19 protein-coding genes are annotated in these 17,794 nt (G+C 36.8%); all 19 read right to left on the reverse strand.

The genetic code is table 11. The features are described from left to right. Nucleotides 1–9: 9 nt before the first annotated feature. The gene (locus AC106K_RS03760) at nt 10–894 is read right to left on the reverse strand and encodes a M23 family metallopeptidase (protein ID WP_080666757.1); all 885 of its coding nucleotides are present in this window, start codon (nt 892–894) and stop codon (nt 10–12) included. Between the two features lie 2 nt (nt 895–896). Next, nucleotides 897–2,885 carry a type IV secretory system conjugative DNA transfer family protein gene (locus AC106K_RS03765; RefSeq protein WP_024566427.1) on the reverse strand — a complete coding sequence of 663 codons (1,989 nt, stop codon included), beginning with the start codon at nt 2,883–2,885 and terminating at the stop codon, nt 897–899. Further along, entirely contained in the window at nt 2,885–3,247 is a 363-nt protein-coding gene (locus AC106K_RS03770; protein WP_024566428.1) for a hypothetical protein, read from the reverse strand. The genes AC106K_RS03765 and AC106K_RS03770 overlap by 1 nt, the downstream gene beginning before the upstream one ends. An 11-nt stretch (nt 3,248–3,258) precedes the next feature. Further along, nucleotides 3,259–4,128: a DUF4138 domain-containing protein gene (locus AC106K_RS03775; RefSeq protein WP_024566429.1), complete on the reverse strand. Its 870-nt coding sequence runs from the start codon at nt 4,126–4,128 to the stop codon at nt 3,259–3,261. A 4-nt stretch (nt 4,129–4,132) separates the two neighbouring features. Continuing rightward, nucleotides 4,133–5,347, reverse strand: coding sequence for a conjugative transposon protein TraM (gene traM, locus AC106K_RS03780; protein ID WP_024566430.1), 1,215 nt, complete (start codon nt 5,345–5,347; stop codon nt 4,133–4,135). Nucleotides 5,348–5,382: 35 nt separating this feature from the next. Continuing rightward, a complete protein-coding gene (locus AC106K_RS03785; protein ID WP_024566431.1) occupies nt 5,383–5,736 on the reverse strand; it encodes a hypothetical protein in 354 nt (117 codons plus the stop codon). 2 nt (nt 5,737–5,738) lie between these two features. Beyond that, nucleotides 5,739–6,353, reverse strand: coding sequence for a conjugative transposon protein TraK (gene traK, locus AC106K_RS03790; protein ID WP_024566422.1), 615 nt, complete (start codon nt 6,351–6,353; stop codon nt 5,739–5,741). Nucleotides 6,354–6,394: 41 nt separating this feature from the next. Then, nucleotides 6,395–7,630 (reverse strand): TraJ family protein, encoded by a 1,236-nt coding sequence (locus tag AC106K_RS03795; RefSeq protein ID WP_024566432.1) that lies wholly within the window; start codon nt 7,628–7,630, stop codon nt 6,395–6,397. A 2-nt stretch (nt 7,631–7,632) separates the two neighbouring features. Next, on the reverse strand, nt 7,633–8,463 hold the full coding sequence (locus tag AC106K_RS03800) for a hypothetical protein (protein ID WP_024566855.1): 831 nt from the start codon (nt 8,461–8,463) through the stop codon (nt 7,633–7,635). Nucleotides 8,464–8,466: 3 nt separating this feature from the next. Beyond that, on the reverse strand, nt 8,467–9,132 hold the full coding sequence (locus tag AC106K_RS03805; RefSeq protein ID WP_024566854.1) for a hypothetical protein: 666 nt from the start codon (nt 9,130–9,132) through the stop codon (nt 8,467–8,469). A 6-nt stretch (nt 9,133–9,138) separates the two neighbouring features. Beyond that, nucleotides 9,139–9,861: a hypothetical protein gene (locus AC106K_RS03810; RefSeq protein ID WP_024566502.1), complete on the reverse strand. Its 723-nt coding sequence runs from the start codon at nt 9,859–9,861 to the stop codon at nt 9,139–9,141. A gap of 9 nt (nt 9,862–9,870) precedes the next feature. Beyond that, on the reverse strand, nt 9,871–10,524 hold the full coding sequence (locus tag AC106K_RS03815; RefSeq protein ID WP_024566503.1) for a hypothetical protein: 654 nt from the start codon (nt 10,522–10,524) through the stop codon (nt 9,871–9,873). Further along, nucleotides 10,511–13,597, reverse strand: coding sequence for a TraG family conjugative transposon ATPase (locus AC106K_RS03820; protein WP_024566441.1), 3,087 nt, complete (start codon nt 13,595–13,597; stop codon nt 10,511–10,513). The genes AC106K_RS03815 and AC106K_RS03820 overlap by 14 nt, the downstream gene beginning before the upstream one ends. A 10-nt stretch (nt 13,598–13,607) precedes the next feature. Next, nucleotides 13,608–13,922, reverse strand: coding sequence for a DUF4133 domain-containing protein (locus AC106K_RS03825; protein WP_024566442.1), 315 nt, complete (start codon nt 13,920–13,922; stop codon nt 13,608–13,610). 3 nt (nt 13,923–13,925) lie between these two features. Further along, on the reverse strand, nt 13,926–14,246 hold the full coding sequence (locus tag AC106K_RS03830; RefSeq protein ID WP_029728815.1) for a DUF4134 domain-containing protein: 321 nt from the start codon (nt 14,244–14,246) through the stop codon (nt 13,926–13,928). Nucleotides 14,247–14,359: 113 nt separating this feature from the next. Continuing rightward, on the reverse strand, nt 14,360–14,899 hold the full coding sequence (locus tag AC106K_RS03835; protein ID WP_024566558.1) for a hypothetical protein: 540 nt from the start codon (nt 14,897–14,899) through the stop codon (nt 14,360–14,362). A 38-nt stretch (nt 14,900–14,937) separates the two neighbouring features. Further along, nucleotides 14,938–15,591: a ParA family protein gene (locus tag AC106K_RS03840; protein WP_024566473.1), complete on the reverse strand. Its 654-nt coding sequence runs from the start codon at nt 15,589–15,591 to the stop codon at nt 14,938–14,940. 59 nt (nt 15,592–15,650) lie between these two features. Beyond that, on the reverse strand, nt 15,651–17,141 hold the full coding sequence (locus AC106K_RS03845) for a relaxase/mobilization nuclease domain-containing protein (RefSeq protein WP_024566853.1): 1,491 nt from the start codon (nt 17,139–17,141) through the stop codon (nt 15,651–15,653). Next, nucleotides 17,138–17,497, reverse strand: a complete 360-nt coding sequence (gene mobC / locus AC106K_RS03850; protein ID WP_024566520.1) for a plasmid mobilization relaxosome protein MobC — start codon at nt 17,495–17,497, stop codon at nt 17,138–17,140. Before mobC ends, AC106K_RS03845 begins: the two co-directional genes overlap by 4 nt. Between the last annotated feature and the right edge of the window lie 297 nt (nt 17,498–17,794).

A 17,794-nucleotide genomic window follows, 5' to 3' on the forward strand; every position in this document is an offset into this window, starting at 1 on the left:
TTAATCTATTTAGTAGGGTTTGTATAATGCTGTACTGGTATTAGGATGGTTTACCATAAGGTTACTGGCTCTTATTAAATCATTTAGAAAATCAGCAGGGTTAATGCTTTGTCCGAATTCTTTTACCGAAAAATGTAAATGAGGCCCTGTAGAATTTCCGGTATTTCCACTCTTTCCAATGATAAATCCGGCTTTCACCAGCTCTCCGACTTTGTAATAGCTCTCCGATAAGTGCAGATAAGCCGTTTCAAAGCGGTTAAAGTGCCGTACTTTAATATAGTTACCACCGCCACCAGGGTCCCAACCACTGGCTGTTACAACACCATCCATTACTGCATATATATTTTCATAATGAGCTTTTAAATCAATACCTCCATGCATTCTCTTCGTACCGAAAATAGGATGTACCCTCGTTCCATAAGGAGATGTGATACTCATCGTATTACGCAGAGGCATTACAATTTTTGATAATACTTCTTTAGGCTCTTCTACAAAATCATATAAAGCACCGGAGGTTTGATTTTTTAAATCCTCTCTTTTTTTCTCAGACCTAAGCTGAGTCACCAGAAGTAAAGAATCTTTTATTCTTTGAATATCTCTTCTGAAATTATTTACATGGCTATATTCTTTCAGCAGTATCTTTAAAGAATCGATGTCATTCTTCAAATCCGCTTTTGTGGTTGTATTAAAGATGTTTTTCCAAAAGTTTTTTCCATTTTTTTTGTTTAACTGCTCATCCTCTTTTGCCGTTTCAGTTATCTTCGAGCTTTCGGTTTTCTTAGGCTGCAAGGGTGAAAGTGTATTGAATTGGGCAGACGTAAAACTGCTTATTAATAGGAAAATGGGTAAAACCATCTTGTAAAGCCTGGCAATTATTATTTTATTCTGTATCATAATTATGCTTTTACTAATTCTCTGACGATTAATTCCACTTCTTTATTAATTTTTCTAAAATTGGTCATCAGGACCTCTTCTTTACGATTAGCTCCTGCTTTATCTATAAAAGAGTAGTAAGTCGGCATTGTAACATAATCCCTTTCTTCTTCTTTAATGGCTTTCATATCTAAATTGATCTTACCATTTATCGCAGAAGTTTTATATTCTTCGGTATTATTTTCTTCCCCCTGAGCAATAATCCCTGCCATTTCCCCGGTTTTAAGTGCTGCTATTTTTCCTGCGGGAATCATAAAATCCATTTTCTCATTGATACTGGTGGTTGTTCCTTGCTGAGAGATTGATTGGGAGTATGATTTCTGTTTTATTTTACCAAAAAGCTTTTCAAGCCAGTCAAGCGTATTTTTATCTCTTACAGAGCCTGATAGAATATTTCCAACAATCGCAGAGATAGTATCTGCTACTTCCTTCTTGTAAAACTGGCGAAGCTGTGGGAGTTCCTGAAGACCTAACATTACGGCAACCTTGTTACTTCTTGCTGTGGCAACGACATTATCAATTTTATGAATGTAAATCGTCGGAAACTCATCAGCAATAATACCTCCCGGCAAATTGTTTTTGGAGTTTATTAAACGCAGTGTCCTGTTGAGTACCGAAGAATATAAGGCGGAGTTAATATCCTGAGTTCCCGGATCTGAAGCCAGAATAATAATGGAAGGGTTATTCCGGTCCGTTATTTTCAGTTCCACTTCATCACCTGAAAACACCCAAAAGCTTTCCTTAGTAGCCAGTCTGGACAAAAATATCTTGAGTGTTCCAACCTGCCCCTCTAATTGGTCAAAAGCCTTATTTTCATAAGCTGATTTAAAGGGTGATAATAAAGAATACAGCTCCTCATGATTAAAAAGTGTATCGAAAATTTCCTTATAACTTCTGTTCATAAAAGAAAGTATATGAGGTAGATCCGAATATTTTCCATTCTCGTGGGTAGCAAAAAAATAAATACAGGAGGAAAGAAAATTAATCGCCGATTGGGTAAAGAACTGATCAGATCCTCCTCCGGAGCTGGTACTGCCCTTTTGTAGAGAAGATACCATAGCTTCTGCCATTTCCTGCGCCTCTGCCAGAGTTTTTACATATTCTTTTTTGAAAGGGTTTACCCTTTTTGATTTTTCAACCTCATTAAGGTTAATAACGTGGAAGCTATAATTATAATCAGAATCTTTACTCTTCTTAAGCAGATAATGGTAATAGGCAATCTGACCCAGATCAGGAAACTTAAAATCATAAATCATAAGACAAAATCCTTTGGCTATCATCTGCCTGATAGCGGGATTGATCACGCCAAAAGATTTACCAGAGCCCGGAACGCCAATTACCATTGTCCCGCGAAATGGATCGATATTTATCCACCCCTCATGCTTTTTACCTCCATACCAAAATATATAGGGAACATTGATACTGGTATCAGATTGTACAAGCTCCTGGTTTTGATCAAAAGACTCTTCTTCCACATTCCACCTATCTTTTCCCATTTTCTGCTGCATCAGTTTGGAAATACTATCTGCTCCCATCTGAAGAATCACTGCTCCCAGAAAAGAAAGAAAAGCATAAACAACCTGATAAAGATTCATTCCCGGAAAGATTTTAAGTAATGAAGAATCTCCGGCTTCTTTTTGCCAAACCAAAGAAGAGAACATCATCACAAGCCCCAGTACCATAGGAACAACTATTTCTACAGCGATATTTAAATCTTTCTTTTTCTTGGCTTTTGTACCGATGGCTACTAATCCTATCAGAATAAGTGTCGCAAATTTGGCATTGACAGGAGGGTAAATAAAGCTCATCTTAGAAAAGTTCCTAAGTAAATTCGTGAGTACCGGAATATCTGCGTGCAGATAAAATAGTGATGCACAATCCAACGCAACTACGGCATATACCACTTTTTGCAGGAATCCGTAAATCCTGATCTGATGCTGCTGTTCTTGCATTAGGAATAATTTTCAAAGTATTCACTCAGTAGTTTATGTTCCTCCAATAGCTTGTTGTGCAGCTTCTGTTGCTGTTGCTGTAATTTTTCATGATCTTCATGTATTTTAACAAAATTGGTATTTAACAGATTCAATTGGTCAATTAATTGACGTCCTCTTTTTTCAACCCTTTCTAAAATATATGATCGATTTGCCTCTTCAGGTATTTTCTCATACCAGTCTTTAAGGATTAATAATTGTTCATAATCTTTTATAAGTTCTTTCTGCTTTTTTTCAAAAATGCTTATACAAACCGAATAATAGATAATTGCAATTAGCATGAGCCCAAAAACTATAATGGCGATAATTTTAAAATTGTCCATGATATTGATAATTAAAAAGTATCGGCCTTTAAAATATCCGAGTAGTTGATCTTCATTTCCAGAGTTCTTCCGGAAAGCTGCTCTTCTATCATACGAATTATCATCACTTTAGAATTCGGGTAAGTAAATTTTTTGAACACATAAATATTCCTGAAATTTTTCCTAAAATATTTTTGAGCATTCAACTGAAAAATCGGGGTCATTTCAATGCTCTGATTATTGGTAGCCTTATGAATCTGCTTATCCTCTACAGAAAATTTCAAAGCTTCAATGTCATAGCTTAAGTTGGAATTGTTTTTAAATGTCATATCCAAGAAAATGTAATCACTCATGACATAGACATTATTGAGCTGAACACTGAGTCTAAGGTTTTTCTCTTGCCGAATCGGATCTTTTTCTGATTTTGTCTGAATAATATTCAGTGCAAATTTTCTAAGCTCGAAATTGGAAAACACCATTTTATTAAACTCTATAGGCTGCATTGCCTCTGGTTGAATATGGACATTGGTAACAGTACTCCTGGTTTCAGAATTCTTGTAAACTGCTTTATATTGGGCAATAAATGACTGTGCTACTACCGTGATAATGCCAATTTGATCTCCGTTGCTGTGTTCAGATAGGTTTTTATTTCCCTCTTTATCGCTCACATTAGACTTATCTGTAATTTTGACCCTGGCAATATGGCTCAATGGTAAATCACCAGTCAGCTGCTGAGTTGAGAGATCAACATATTGGATGGGTTCCGGAGAAATTAGATGAAGGCTGATTCCTTCAGTAATGTCTATTTCCGGTAAATCCGAAATAGCCTGCTGCTTTGTAGCGGTCTGTGCAGTAAAAAATTGAGCTATGAAAATAAGTAACGTATATAATAGAGCTTTCATCTGTTTATTTTTTTTGTTGGTTTTGTGAGTCTTTCATTTGTTTTTCATCTATCAGAAATACCTGTGAGCCATATTTTAACTTGGCTTTATTGGTTTTAATCAGATTGGCAATGGACTTTGAAGTGGAGGTGAATAACTTGGAGCCTATACTGGTGAAAAATCCCTGTCCTCCCATATCCATCTGCGTTCCCTGTACGGAGTTACTTCCCATTTCCCGGATCATATCCCGAAAAACGCTCTCCGGAACATATAGTCCTTTCATTCCATCGACATCGTATATAGACAAGTTGACAGGATAGATTTCTCCTTTAATGAATGCAGAAACTATAGTAAGATTCACCCTTTGCATCGAGAATCCAGAGATTTGTCCATACAGTATAGAGCCTTTCTCTAATCTTTTAGTTCCCACGAAAATGTCCTCTAATAGCCTCAGCCGGATTCTGCTTCCTAAATAACCTTTGTTATTTTCGTCAATGACCGCTTTGATAAAACTATTTTCCCTCTCTCTATAAAAAGCATTAAACTCACTGTTGATCCCTGATTTGCTGACATTGAATGTTGAATTAAGGAATTCTTCAAGCTTTTCCTTACTGGCTTTCAGCTTTTCTTCAGCCATGAGTTTATTTTGGTATTCAGGATCTCTTGATTTTTCTAAAGAATCCATCACCAGCATCTGTTGTTTCAGATATTTAGCCGGATCAGGAGCCTTCTCATTATTTCGAGGTTTTGTTCCTGGACTTTCCATAGGACTACTGCTTTCCCCTCTCCCATATGATTTATTGTTCAGCATTCGGATAATCTCCGAAGACCTTTTATAGTCTCTGTCGTTATTTTGCTCTTGTTTGGGATTATAGTAAGAGGATGAATTTCCCTTGGACCCGTATTCGTTTTGTCTTTTGGATAGGGTTTTAAGTGAATCTATTTTTCTTTTTTGAGCTAATGATAATTGGTCTTCATAGTGTAATAAACTATCCTTCTCTTTGTCAAGCCCTTCCAGCATTGTTCTGTTATCCTCTTTTTTGAAAAATGCATCATAAGCATCATTTTTACTCATAATAGAATCCTTAGACTCACCAAGGGAAAGAGAAAGCTCTTTGGGTTTATCCGTAGGCGGCTCCTTTTGGGTAAACCCTGCTCCCACATAAGCAAAAAGAAGCAGGAATGGCAAAGCCAAAAGAGGCAGCACATATTTTTTTTCCTTAAAATTCAGTTTTTTCATTGAGTTTCGATTTTTAGATAAATTGCCCCCCGGTGCTACCGGTCATTTTTTAATTGCTGATATTGGTTAAACAAATATTCAATCCTCAAGCTGTCCTGTTTTTGCAGTTGTCTCTCGTACCTTTTCACTTTTAAAATTTTAAGCTCTTCCACAATCTTTTTCATCTCTTTTTCATTGTTTACATTAGGATTCTGGGGCATCTGACTTTTGGAATAAAGAGTGGGAGATTTAATTTTAAATACCGTCCCCAAGGGAAAGAAAATGCCTTGAATCAGAGAACCTACAAAGGACACTGAGAGAAAAATCATCGAATAGGTAAAAAACTTTTTAGGATGATGGACTATCCAGTCCAAGCATTTCCGCCTTGTTTGTTTAAATAAAGAGTTCATGGCTAATACGAATTTTTAGATTGATTAGAAATGTCTTCATTATCGATGATACGCCAGTTTCTGAGGATCACACCATGCGGGTTGTTAGGACTGCGAATGAGATCTTCAAAGAAACCCTCTGTGATTAATTTTCGGGTAATAATGGATGACTTCCTGGTAATCATCTGTTTTCCGAAAAAAACGAATTTCTTTTGCTCCGGATTTAGGGTTATCGAATCCGTATGGATACTAACCATTGAACTCGAAGCTATAATCTGGTTATAGAAACCTTTTTCTCTTAAGTTGGTGTATTCTTTCTTTCCACTGTCATCAATCAGATAAAGGGATTTCTGAATATTGTCCTTGATATAGGTATCGTCAGGAGCCAACGTGAAAAATAATCTGTGAAAAAGTTCAATCTGAGCTTTATATTCAACAGGTCTGTTGAGCAAAACATCGGTTTGCTTGGCCAAAACCGGAACGCCATTATCCAATATGTAAATGGATTTTCTGGAATCTTCAATGATTCTGTAAGCAAAGAAAAAACCACCGATAACAATAAAAACAGCAAAAGCAATACTCGCCAGAGAAACAATCTTGTTAATCTTTATTCTTTGTTCAATATTTTTGATAAGCATTTTTATTTTAGGAATTAGAAATTAGACACTAAGTATTTTATTTATTTTCCATTTTTCATGGCTCTGTTTACTCTGCCGGATGCAGAGCCTGCCGCAGCAGATTTTGCAGCCGCTACACCTCCTGTTTTGGCTGCTAGTATTGCCGTTTTTACAGTACTTGCCATTTTACCAGCGGCATTCTTCATTTTGGTCATTACTCCTGCTCCTCCAGCCGTTACAATCGTATCAGCAATTGTAGGAGTCATTAAAACACCTATGCCTGTAACGATATAAGCAACACATGTAAAAAGCTGATTATAGATCATTCCTGAATTATTAATGTAGACCATTAGAGCATCTAAATTGGTAACAGTACCATCTGTTAAAAGTGTATTGTAGCGGTCTATTTCCATAGTATAACCGGAAGCAATGAGTTGCTGACCTATATTGATAATGGTATAAGCAACGAAAGTGTACAGATTGATGTTGATGAATTTAGAAACCCAGCTGTACAGAGAGTTTTCAAATCCCGGAACAAGAGCCATTCCCACAGCAATAGGCCCCAAAATAATGAGTATATAAGCCCAAATCTTCTGAATAAAGAAAATAAGATAGACACAAATCCGAAGAATGGAGAGGCAAATAAATTCAATGACTTCAGCTACTAATTTTTGCATCTGGAATTGCATTCTGATTTGCCATTCTTTAATAGGCTGGATAAGTTTATCTAATCCGTCACTAATATCAAACCAGGAGTCATCTGCATCTTTACCCGTATTCTCAATAACCTCCTGCTTGGCATCTTCACTGGCTTTGAGCTTTATGACGGCATCCAATAACTGTTGTTGCTTCTTGAACCTTTCTACTCTTAAATCATTGACCTCTGATTCTATATCACTAAAAATGGCGACTCCCGGTTCTGCAATCGCTTCAAAGGGAGCTTGAATCAAATTCACGAATCCTGTCCAGTAGATCAGGGTAAATCCAATCAAAACAGGTTTTAGCATAGGCATAATTTCCCATTCTCTGTCTCCCGCAGCCATTTGCCATCCCATATACCCCAGATACATCAAAGCACCTAATCCGCCTATGGCCTTTCCAACCAGTGCAGCATCATTTGCACTATCCTGAACACTGGTATCGAGCTTTGTAAATACCTCCATAAACCATTTCTCAAAAGCACCATCACCTTTTAAAAACTGAAGTAAATTACCATAATCACTGTCTGTTTGGGCAAAGCCCATTACTGGTAGTACTATTGCCAGTAAACAACAAAATAAGGTTAGCTTTTTATTCATATTTAATATCGATGTTTGTATTGTTGCATTATACGCTCGGCACGCTGCTTATCTGATGCCGAAGTCCAACCCGAAGGCAATGCAGAAGGAGAATGATCTTTCAAAATATTTTTATAATCCAGAAGAAGGGTCGTCTTGTTATTTTGCTTTCTTAATTCCTGTACAAATTTCCTCCACCGTAAGAGTGTTTCGTGGTACATTATAAAGCGTTTTCCCCTTGGCATATCCATAGATCGGGACATAGCGTATTTCTCTTTAATGAGATCAAGCTCCTCCTGAAGTCTTTTGAGTGTTCCTGTAGTATGAAGTGTTTCATAAGCCTCCTGATTTTTCAGCCGCCATTCCATAAAATTTTGTGGCGTATCAGGAAATTCTGTGATTGGCTTTAACATCCGCTTGTAATACAAGAGCCATAACGGATCAGCATCTACAGTAACACTCGTCCAATGGGCAAAATCCTGAACGCTCCTTTTGTAAATGGTATCGGAAGCTGCCTTTATTTTTTTAGCCTCTTCTTCCTCATATTTCAATTGAGCAAATCGCTGATTCTGCACTCCTGTAGGCTTTAATGGTCTTATGTCCTCTCCATCCTTATAATCTCTATTGATATTTGGAGCCCACATCCCCCATACCGTGGCGTAAGCAAAATTGGTTTGAATCCCTAAAAAATATTTGGGATAGGGTCGCCAGTCTCCCCAGCTTTCAAAAACCATTCTTTTATGTTGGGCAACAATGGCAGGATCATTCAGGCGCTTTACACTCACTTGTGCAAAAACACCCATAGTTATAAACAAGAATGAAAAGCCTATTAATTTTCTGAATTGATATTTCATCGTTTAATTAAATATGTATTTATATTTTTGAATAATATCTCCTACAATCGCTCTGTCGACATTGATATAGTTCCTGAGGACAGGGACCTGATAGAGATAAGGGATCTTCTTGGCATTCTCTAAGCGTAAAATGATATAGAGAATATTACCATTGATGTTTCTAGCCCTTGTAAATACCTTTTCCAAAAGCATTTCCCGATCCATAGCATCCATCAAAAAGTCTTTGTTTTCATTTAATATATCCGCCGATACTTCCTGCTGAAGCTTTAGTACCTGTTCTCCTATTGCGCTATAATATTTTGAAACTAAAACCGCATATTCAGGATGTTGTATCGATAAATCCAGCATTCTGTTAGAATTGCTTACGATTTTTCCCACATACTGATAGAGATAGATGAGCTTTTTACTCTGGGTAAGGGCTGAATTAACATTTTTCAGCTGCTGATAGATATACTCCTGAATGGCAATTACTTGTGCAGTCTTATTTTTAATCTCATTATAGAGCTCATTTTGCTTTTCATAAGAATCTAAAAACACCTGCTCACTTCCTAAACGAACGCCGTGATTGACGGTAATCTGGGATAACAGCTTGTCATTAATCACTATCTGCTGGCTTTTTACGTAAACCGCAGAAAACACTATAATTCCGAAGGTTACTATTTTTTTCATTTCTTATTAAAAGGATTTGATATTCTTCATGATATTTTCCACAACCTGCCTATCCCTGTTGACATAATATTGGAAGGCTCTCTTATTCCTTAGAACTTTGGCTTTAATGTCACGTATTTTTAAAAGCATGTGGGTAGAATTCCTGCTAAGGGTTTTCACCTCTCCTAAAGCATAGTCCAATAAAATTTTACGCTCCGATTTTTCCATTTGGTTGATCGCTCCGTAAGAGAGGATAATTCCTGTAATCAGGCGGGTCACCATTTGCAGATCATCCACATACTGCACTCCGGAAGGTAAAACCGTTATAATGGAATAAGGTGCTGTACTCAATTCATCAATAATGGAAGCCTGATTTTGAGTAATTTTCTTAACCTCCCTGCTCATCGCTACTCCGGTTGGAATGGCCTGCAGAGCAAATGAAACAATCCTGAGCCTATCCTGTACCTTAGTAACCTTATCCTTAAAGCTATTCCACTCGCTTCTGTTGGTGGTCTCAATACCAGCATTCAGAGCCTGATTCTTTCGCATTTCCTTTTGCCTGTCATGCTCTTTCATCGTGGCATTGATCTCTATATTCATCATCGGAAAGGAAACATTTTCTTTCTGCCAGGCAGGGGTGGAACCCCCTCCTGAAGAAGTTAATACCACATAAACTACCGGAATAAAGAGGCGTAGAAAAATCTTTTTTTTGAGCCCATAAAGTCGGTGAAACTTATTTCTCGAGTTCATACAAAAAATTTAAAAATTGCGTTTGTATCGGTTCATAATGTCTTCAACAATAGCCTTATCCGTATTGATGTATCCCGCAAAAGGATTAATGGAATTCCAAAACCCCAGTCTATTAGCCTTTTCAAGTCTCAGTTTTATGGCCAGAAGCCACAGCTTTAGACTTTTTACATTTCCCGAAATATTATGCAGAATTTTATAGCGATCACCTGCCGTAGCAAGGTTGAGCTCTCCCGAAGAAAGAATATCCGATACATCTGTTACGATTTTCAAACTTTGCTCATACGTTTTTTGGGACGCTTTAGTTCCAAAAATGGCGTACTGTGGATGTGCAGAAGCTAGTTGAACCACATCAGAAGAATATTTATAACACTTATTTAGTTCTGAATAAATTTCTTTTACCTGAAGTCCATTTTGTAAGGTTCCGGAAACTTCTTTTAAACCTTTGAGTATTCTGTTCTGAATATCATTAGCTGCCACCATCTGGGTTCCTACCCACATTTGTGCATCCTTCAGCTTGGAAGTTTCCTCTATGACTTCATTCTGTTTGGCTTTCAGGTTTTCTGAATACAGGATCATCGCTGCTGTTACCGTAGGATCTATATAGGTATTTTGGGCATATAGTAAGCTTCCGAATCCTAAAAAAAATAAACTAAACTTTTTCATATTCATAGACTTCTCTGTTGACTAATTCCGAAAAACTGATGTTATAATCTTCTAATTCCTGAGAAATGATTTTGAAGATATTTTTACCGGCATTCTCCTTCCTGTTCTTAAGCTCATGATAGAACCTAAGAACCTTCTGATCTAAAGGTCTTTTATACAGATTTACTAAAGAGACCATACTTCCCATTTCATCCCCGAAGTTCTTCACCTGGTCTACAAAAATTTCCAGAGCTTTATCATAGTTCCCATACTTTTGTACATAATATTCAACAGCCGATTTTTCAGGTTTTTCCGTAGTATAGGTTAAATACTGCTCGAGAGATACCTCGTTACCATATACTTCTCCTTTAGAACCTCGTTTCAGATAAAATTCCTTGAAACGGCTTCGTCCATGCTTATTATTTAAGTTGTTGATCGTGAAAATCTTATTCTGCTCTACTTTATTTAAGGATAATAAAGCCGCTATACGATCAAAATTGTCCTTGAATTTGGTCTGATCCAGAAGGATAAACGTATCGGAATTATTGATAATACTGTCTTTTACAACAGCATTTCCGATAATATCATCCAGTTCCTGGGTTACCACCACAGCTTCACCCCAGAATTTCCTTACTGTCTTATAGAGATATAAAATATATCCACCCATTAATTTTGATGCAATCGCCTTCCATGCTTCTTCGATTATAAGGGCTTTACGACGATCTTTTCTGAGTCTCATTTTCTGGATGAAAGTATCCATGATGATAAGTGTTACAATGGGGAAAAGCTTGGGATTATCTTTCACATTATCAATTTCGAAAACAATAAAAGGCTCATCAAATAGTGTATTGTCAGCACTTTCATTGAGTGTAGTTTCATATCTTCCGCCTTTGTAAAAATCCCTTAGAACAAACAGGAAGGTCCTTAAATTAAATTCTCTTTCCGTTATTCTGTGCTTTTTATTCCCAAGGTAAAGAGGCAGAAATTTGTCGCAGTACTCATAAAATCCATTGAAGGAAAGTTCTCCTGTATTAAGCTTCTCTTCCAGTTCCTTAATCTTTTTAATGAGAGTCTTTTTAAAAGATTCATTCCACTCCTTCGGATCGTTGGGCTTTTTTATAATTTCATTAGCCTGAATGATCATCAGTAGGGTTTCATTATAAGCCCTGCGCTTTTCTTCACTACTCAAAATTTCATAAGCCTCATAGACTTTATAGAATTTTTCACTGTCATAATCAGGATTATTCACGTTTTTATCCGGATGATATTCAATCGCCAATTTTCTAAAGGCTTCTTTAACTTCATCAGAATCAGCATCGAAAGCTATTCCCAGTACATCATAATAACTATGTCTATCCGACATTTCTTCCTCATAGTCTGCAAGAATATCTTCTTCATGAATATTATATTTACTTAAGTAGAGCATTAATTCTTCAGAGCTTTTATGCTTATACCATTCTGTTCCGGAATTGAAATAAGTATGATAATAGGACATCAGTACATTGTCCAATATGGATTTCTGTGCAGAGGTCATCATAGCATCCGGTCCTTGCCAGATGAGAAAGATCAGATTAGTCAAAAACTCTATTTTTTCAATATTGAATTCTTTCTTATCCATCAGAAAAGGATTCATCGTAATTGGCTTTTCTTCTGTATACTGAATATATCGCCCACCTTTGTACATACATGTTCCCGAGTAGGAATCTCCTGTATCCACGATCACAACATCATAATTATAAGTAAGATACTGCTCTACGATATTATTCATTAAAAAGCTCTTGCCTGATCCGCTGGGTCCCAGCACAAACTTATTCCGGTTATTGATTCTTCCGATTTTCATCGGTGAATCCGCAGGATCAACTTTTATAGGGACTCCCTGTCTGTCGGTAAATCTTAGGTAGAAGCTGCTTTCTTCATTCAAAGGGTAGCTTTCTTTAAAAAAAAAACAAAGCGCAGCTTCGCTTGTCGTCATAAACAGATCATATTCCCTAAGCTCTGTAGCATTGCCCGGAAGGGCGGCCCTGAAAAGCTCAAGCTGATTGTAGGCATTCTTCGAAACAATAATTCCTTTGGTGAATAGCTTGTTCTCAATCATAGACTGGATATTTTCCATTTTTTCCAGCGTAGGCGCTGAAAACAAAATGGAAAAATGGGCATTGACTACTAACTGACCGTCTATAGCGATATTATGAAGCAGCGTCTGAATCTCCTCAGCAATAATGGCATTGGAAGGAGAATTGTTAGCAGCACCTTCGTGCTTTTTCTTCTTTTTATCAAGTTCCCTTTGCTGCTGTGCCTGATGTGGAATGGTAATGACCTGGTTGTAGATAATCGTTTCGTAATCTTCCAGCTCACCTATAAAAGTGAAATTATCTACTGCCGTTTCTCCGGCTGCCCCATTACCTCCCAATAGAGAATATGGTTCTATTTCAGAGGGTAAATCAATCTTTTCAACATCGACATAAGAAATATTCTTAACAAACCTGCTTCCTATTTGCAAATACTCCTCAGTACTTTTAATATTATCATAAGTCGGAGTATCTCTAAGCTGCATGGATAAAACTCCGGACAGGTAATACTCAAAGTCTTTTTCAAATAAGAACTCCGGCTCACAGTTATTTTGTTTTAAAAGCATAAACACCTTCTGGCATTTGTCCCGGAGTTCTTTATAGCTCTTTTCTGTTATATTGCCACCGGTCGCTGACCGGCCGTTTTTCTTTATTTTATCATTAATAATATCTGTAAACAGTAAAACTGTATCAATGGTTTTGAAAAGTCTCCCCTCAAAATGCTCGGAGTATTTCTGTTGCAAAAACTGATTGGATTTCTCAGCTGTGTATCTTTTTTTGGCGAAAATATCAAGCTTTTGAACAATTCTTCCTTCTCCGATAATGGATACTACCTGATTCAAAACCGTATGGAAATGGAGATAATGATCCGGATCTGCTGAGTACTGCTCCACCATATTTCTAAGCCTGATCCCTATAATTGGATTTCCATACTGCCCGAACAGAACATCAAAACCCCAATCATAATTTTCCCCATAGTCACAGCCGATGAAAGGAATAGTAAATGCTTGTTTTTTTGTTTTCATATAACATTATTTATTCTTTATTGGACATACCTTCACCTTTCTGTAAAAGCTTTTTATTGTTTATCCTTTTTGGAAAAATGAAAATTTGATTACTATTTTTAGTCTTATCGTACAGTCCGTATTTGTCCTGTCTTCTGAAGATCAGATAAACACCGCCTCCGGTCGCTAAAAGCCCCAGTAAAGAGCCTAATAGTCCGAACTTGGACAATATGAGAGCTGCAATGACCCCGCCTCCGATAACACCCACGGCATAAAAAATATATTTGCCTTTGAGCCCGAAGAATACAAGAGGCTTTTTCAGCCCCTTGTATAGGTAGAATCCCATGACTTATGCAAAGAATGAGGTTACGAATTCCGGTACTACAATTAGAAAGATCATCGCTCCGCCATAACCAAGGATTTCTTTGTTCACATCCTGGTCTCCATTGGTCCATTTGTTATATACTCTAAGACCTCCAATAAAGCCTACTAATCCGCCCACGGCTTTTAAAATCAGTTTAATAGGGTCCCAATAGTCCTTAATATCACTGGCTGCATTTGATATAGCCGTTGCTCCTCCCTGAGCAAATGCAGGAGTGATAGCGAGAAGAATTACACAGGCTGTCAATAACTTTTTTACCACTTGATGGCATTTAAATTTGTGATTCATAATGATTAAATTTTATTATCAGAATTAGATTTTATGCTTAGAATTGGGCATAAGGGGTATGCTATCCTCATGGGTTAAGGATCATACAGGGTAATTTTTGAAGTGTTTTTTGCTTAAATTATAGAGTGGTAGACTTTCTGTCCATCGTAGTTAGCGACCATTTGAACAGTTGTCTCCGATAAATTCAGGAGCTCTTTCCAGTGGGATTTAGTTTTCTCCTTTTTTTCGCTCTTAGAATCCTGATCTGACATATTAGATACAGGCTGAGATGGGTTGGCGTGATCTGGCTGATTTCTTTCTTCTACTGCCGGAGCGCTGTTGTTTTTTGCTGGTAAAGGCATATCATCAATATCCTGTTCAGCTTCAAATCTTTTCCTTAAGTCTTCCAAATCCGGTTGCTCTTCACTGGAGGATTGTGTTGGAAGGTTAAGTTCCCTTTTCAAAAAAGATTGGGGAGTTCGGATGTTTTCAACATCTTCAATTCCGATGGAAGTCGGAATCTGGTCCCGAGTCTTGGAAAAATCACCAAGTGAAAATTCCTCAGTTAAATCTACATGTATGATTTTCTCTTTCCTTAAAAACAGATCATACAGGATATTTCCGGCATAGTACAGGAAATAAAGTCCCAATAGAATTAGTGAATACTTTATCATTTCTTATTTTTGATTTTGTTTTTACTAAATGACTAGCCTTAAAGAGTAATTTGTAGTGCTTCATTAATCTGGTCTATGATTTCATTGAATGGCTTTTTTATAGCATATTTTTGTTCATAAGTCAGCTTTCGGGTATCAATGGTCTGTAGACAGTTTCTCTTATACACAGGGCTTTCAATCAGGGTTCCGTATTTTGAAATTTCTATATCCATTTCCTTTTGGTTGAGATATTTATAGCCTTTGTCATATTTGGAACGGATAAAGATCCGCTCTGCCTCACTTTCAAGAAGTCCCAGTAGGTTTTTAAATACCAGGGTAGATTTTACCGATACATCAGAATATTCAAAAGGAATAATGATGAAATCGCTGTAAATGAGTAGATCACTGTATTTTTGATCGAGTGTACCCGCCAGATCAAACAGGTAGATTTCTTTACTCTCCTTTAAATCAATAATTTTTTCTAAATCTGCAAAAGGCTGCTCTTCATCATCATTTCCTATAACTTCCACATCATACAGCTTGGGCAGCTCTAAAGATTCATCTTCTTTCCATTTATTAAAGAAGGACTTCTGATAATCAAAATCAAACACATTGATCTTTCTTTCAGATACAATGGTTAGATAATTGGCAAATGCTAAGGCAAGCGTGGTTTTCCCCGCTCCCCCCTTTTGGGTTGCGAACGTGATAATCATAGTATGGTTGTCTGTTGCTGGTTTATTTTTTATTGGAAGCCGAACCTCGGCCGGCCGGCTTATCGATTTTTCTTTTTACGTCTTTTCTTAAGTTCCTCCTCCGCAGGATCTTTTCCAGATCCTCCTGAAGATTTACTGAATTGAAAAATCAAATCATTAATACTTTTACTCAGCTCCTTTGTAAGCTTTTCATTTTGACTTACCGAAACCTGCTGCTGGTGTAGATCTGGATTTAAAAACCTTTGATAACCCCTCTCTCCTATTAACTGTTCCAGCTCTCCTACATAATGTAATTTTGAGTGAATAGCATAATATTTATCGTCCTTGGATTTTATAATATGAACATCTTTTGGACTCTGTGTTTTAACATACTGCTTTACATCCCTCCTAATAGAGCCAAACACTTCTCTATTCTTACTTTTCTTAGTTTCAAAAAGCATAAAATCTTCTGGTACACCATTAGGATTCTGGCGCTTTAAATATGCTATCAGGACCTCTTTAGAAGCTTCATCAGCTATATTATAATCCTTTAGCCCTTCAAAAAGTTTTTTATCTATGGTTTCAGCAGTAAATTCAAACAGCTCATTCATTTTCAAAATATCGCTTCCTTTATACACCGATCCTGTCTTATGGTCAATCAAGCTATATCCGAAAGGTTTAAGATCGACAGCTGATTTTTCTTTATTAGAAATATGAAATACAATATCAACCCCAAAGACATCTCTCAATTTTTTCTGAAGCTCACTCTCAAATTCAATTTTAGGGAGCGTTTTTGTTTTTAGCTTTTCCTCCGGTAACATAGCCTCTTGTGCTCTATGGTCTTCAATCTTAAACACTTTGCACGAGTACAGTTCTTTGTATTTTGAGAAAATCGCCTTAAGCTGCTTCGCTCTGGAATCATTTTTATGATTACTTAAGTTTAGTTCGGCAGTATTAATTGTTTTTTCCCGAACTCCGTTTTTCAAAATATCCAGAGCATTCTCATCATTCTTGTTTTGGATAAGCTTAAATCCGTTTCTTTCCAAAAGCAGTTCCAATTGCTTAAGAGAACCATATCGGTAACCTAGTAATTTTCCTATTTGCTCCTGCGAGTTTACCCCATACAGCTTTTCCATAACCTGGCTTAATGCTTTCTGGGCTTTAAGCTTTTCATAACTGTCATTAATTTTCTTATCCGTTTGCTTGTCTACACGGGTTGAAATAATGTGTATGTGGTTATTTTCAGTATCATTATGGAATACCGCTATATAAGGCTGCTGCCCGTATCCCAGCTCATTCATAAAATTTTCTGCAATACTCGTGAGCTCGTCTTTCGTATGCTCTTGAAACTTCGTGGAAATAGCAGCATGAAACTGAGGCTTCTTTACCCTTTCATTATTTGAAACAGATTTCAAATAGTCCCGAACATCCTGCTGGCTACTGTTTTCGTTAATGGAAGAAGGAAAATTTTTCATCAGCATCAGTTCTCCCGACCCTTTCTCTACTTTTTTGTCATTATACTGCACTCCGGGAAAACCTGATCCCGCAGGTTCCATGATCTTCACAATCATCTTGCAAGCATTGAATAGATTTTGGAAAAGATCATATTCTGCTCTCTCTTCAATTTTTCAATTTCAGAAAGCTTATCCAGGAAATCTTTCAATGCCTCTTCAGAAATAAACTTTTGTACATTTACGATTCTTGCAATCTGGTTAATATTGGTTTCTATCTTGATAAAAATATTATCCTGTTTTTCAATGAAAGCCATTACCTTTCGCCTTTCATCATTCAGAATTCTGTTCTCTACCGAATGGGTAATCAGGCTAGTTAGGGAAATTTGCTTTTTTGAGCAGATCCTTTTCCAGTTTTCTTTTCTGGATTTTTGGATTCTTATGATAATTAGGTCTTCTTTTCCATCTTTTTCCATTTCTAGTTTTTCCTATGGTAAATAAATAGTCGAGATTTTATCAAAAAAATAGCTCTTCGCTTCTTGGTAAGTAAGGGGTAATATTGTCCCTTAAAAAAATGACAGAAAAATAAATCAGTGTTTTCATTTTGTTTTGATTAAAATTTCTTTTGCAAAATTGGGGCATAAAAACACTGAAAGCAATAGTATTCATGGGGCGTGGGCTAAAAAAGAACACGCTGGACTTATCTGGAAGATCTGGAGATTAAAAAAGAATGTACTGGGCTATTCTGGATGATTGTACCTGATTTTCCCAAA

This window comes from Chryseobacterium sp. FR048, from assembly GCF_056844665.1.

Excerpts from the sequence above, each read along its gene's own strand:
- AC106K_RS03765 (WP_024566427.1), bottom strand. The coding sequence starts at position 2,885 with ATGCAAGAACAGCAGCATCAGATCAGGATTTACGGATTCCTGCAAAAA.
- AC106K_RS03815 (WP_024566503.1), bottom strand. The coding sequence starts at position 10,524 with ATGAAAAAGTTTAGTTTATTTTTTTTAGGATTCGGAAGCTTACTATAT.
- traK (WP_024566422.1), bottom strand. The coding sequence starts at position 6,353 with ATGCTTATCAAAAATATTGAACAAAGAATAAAGATTAACAAGATTGTT.
- AC106K_RS03795 (WP_024566432.1), bottom strand. The coding sequence starts at position 7,630 with ATGAATAAAAAGCTAACCTTATTTTGTTGTTTACTGGCAATAGTACTA.
- AC106K_RS03760 (WP_080666757.1), bottom strand. The coding sequence starts at position 894 with ATGATACAGAATAAAATAATAATTGCCAGGCTTTACAAGATGGTTTTA.
- AC106K_RS03770 (WP_024566428.1), bottom strand. The coding sequence starts at position 3,247 with ATGGACAATTTTAAAATTATCGCCATTATAGTTTTTGGGCTCATGCTA.
- AC106K_RS03775 (WP_024566429.1), bottom strand. The coding sequence starts at position 4,128 with ATGAAAGCTCTATTATATACGTTACTTATTTTCATAGCTCAATTTTTT.
- AC106K_RS03835 (WP_024566558.1), bottom strand. The coding sequence starts at position 14,899 with ATGATAAAGTATTCACTAATTCTATTGGGACTTTATTTCCTGTACTAT.
- AC106K_RS03825 (WP_024566442.1), bottom strand. The coding sequence starts at position 13,922 with ATGGGATTCTACCTATACAAGGGGCTGAAAAAGCCTCTTGTATTCTTC.
- AC106K_RS03845 (WP_024566853.1), bottom strand. The coding sequence starts at position 17,141 with ATGATTGTGAAGATCATGGAACCTGCGGGATCAGGTTTTCCCGGAGTG.
- AC106K_RS03785 (WP_024566431.1), bottom strand. The coding sequence starts at position 5,736 with ATGAACTCTTTATTTAAACAAACAAGGCGGAAATGCTTGGACTGGATA.
- AC106K_RS03830 (WP_029728815.1), bottom strand. The coding sequence starts at position 14,246 with ATGAATCACAAATTTAAATGCCATCAAGTGGTAAAAAAGTTATTGACA.
- AC106K_RS03800 (WP_024566855.1), bottom strand. The coding sequence starts at position 8,463 with ATGAAATATCAATTCAGAAAATTAATAGGCTTTTCATTCTTGTTTATA.
- AC106K_RS03805 (WP_024566854.1), bottom strand. The coding sequence starts at position 9,132 with ATGAAAAAAATAGTAACCTTCGGAATTATAGTGTTTTCTGCGGTTTAC.
- AC106K_RS03820 (WP_024566441.1), bottom strand. The coding sequence starts at position 13,597 with ATGAAAACAAAAAAACAAGCATTTACTATTCCTTTCATCGGCTGTGAC.
- AC106K_RS03810 (WP_024566502.1), bottom strand. The coding sequence starts at position 9,861 with ATGAACTCGAGAAATAAGTTTCACCGACTTTATGGGCTCAAAAAAAAG.
- traM (WP_024566430.1), bottom strand. The coding sequence starts at position 5,347 with ATGAAAAAACTGAATTTTAAGGAAAAAAAATATGTGCTGCCTCTTTTG.
- AC106K_RS03840 (WP_024566473.1), bottom strand. The coding sequence starts at position 15,591 with ATGATTATCACGTTCGCAACCCAAAAGGGGGGAGCGGGGAAAACCACG.
- mobC (WP_024566520.1), bottom strand. The coding sequence starts at position 17,497 with ATGGAAAAAGATGGAAAAGAAGACCTAATTATCATAAGAATCCAAAAA.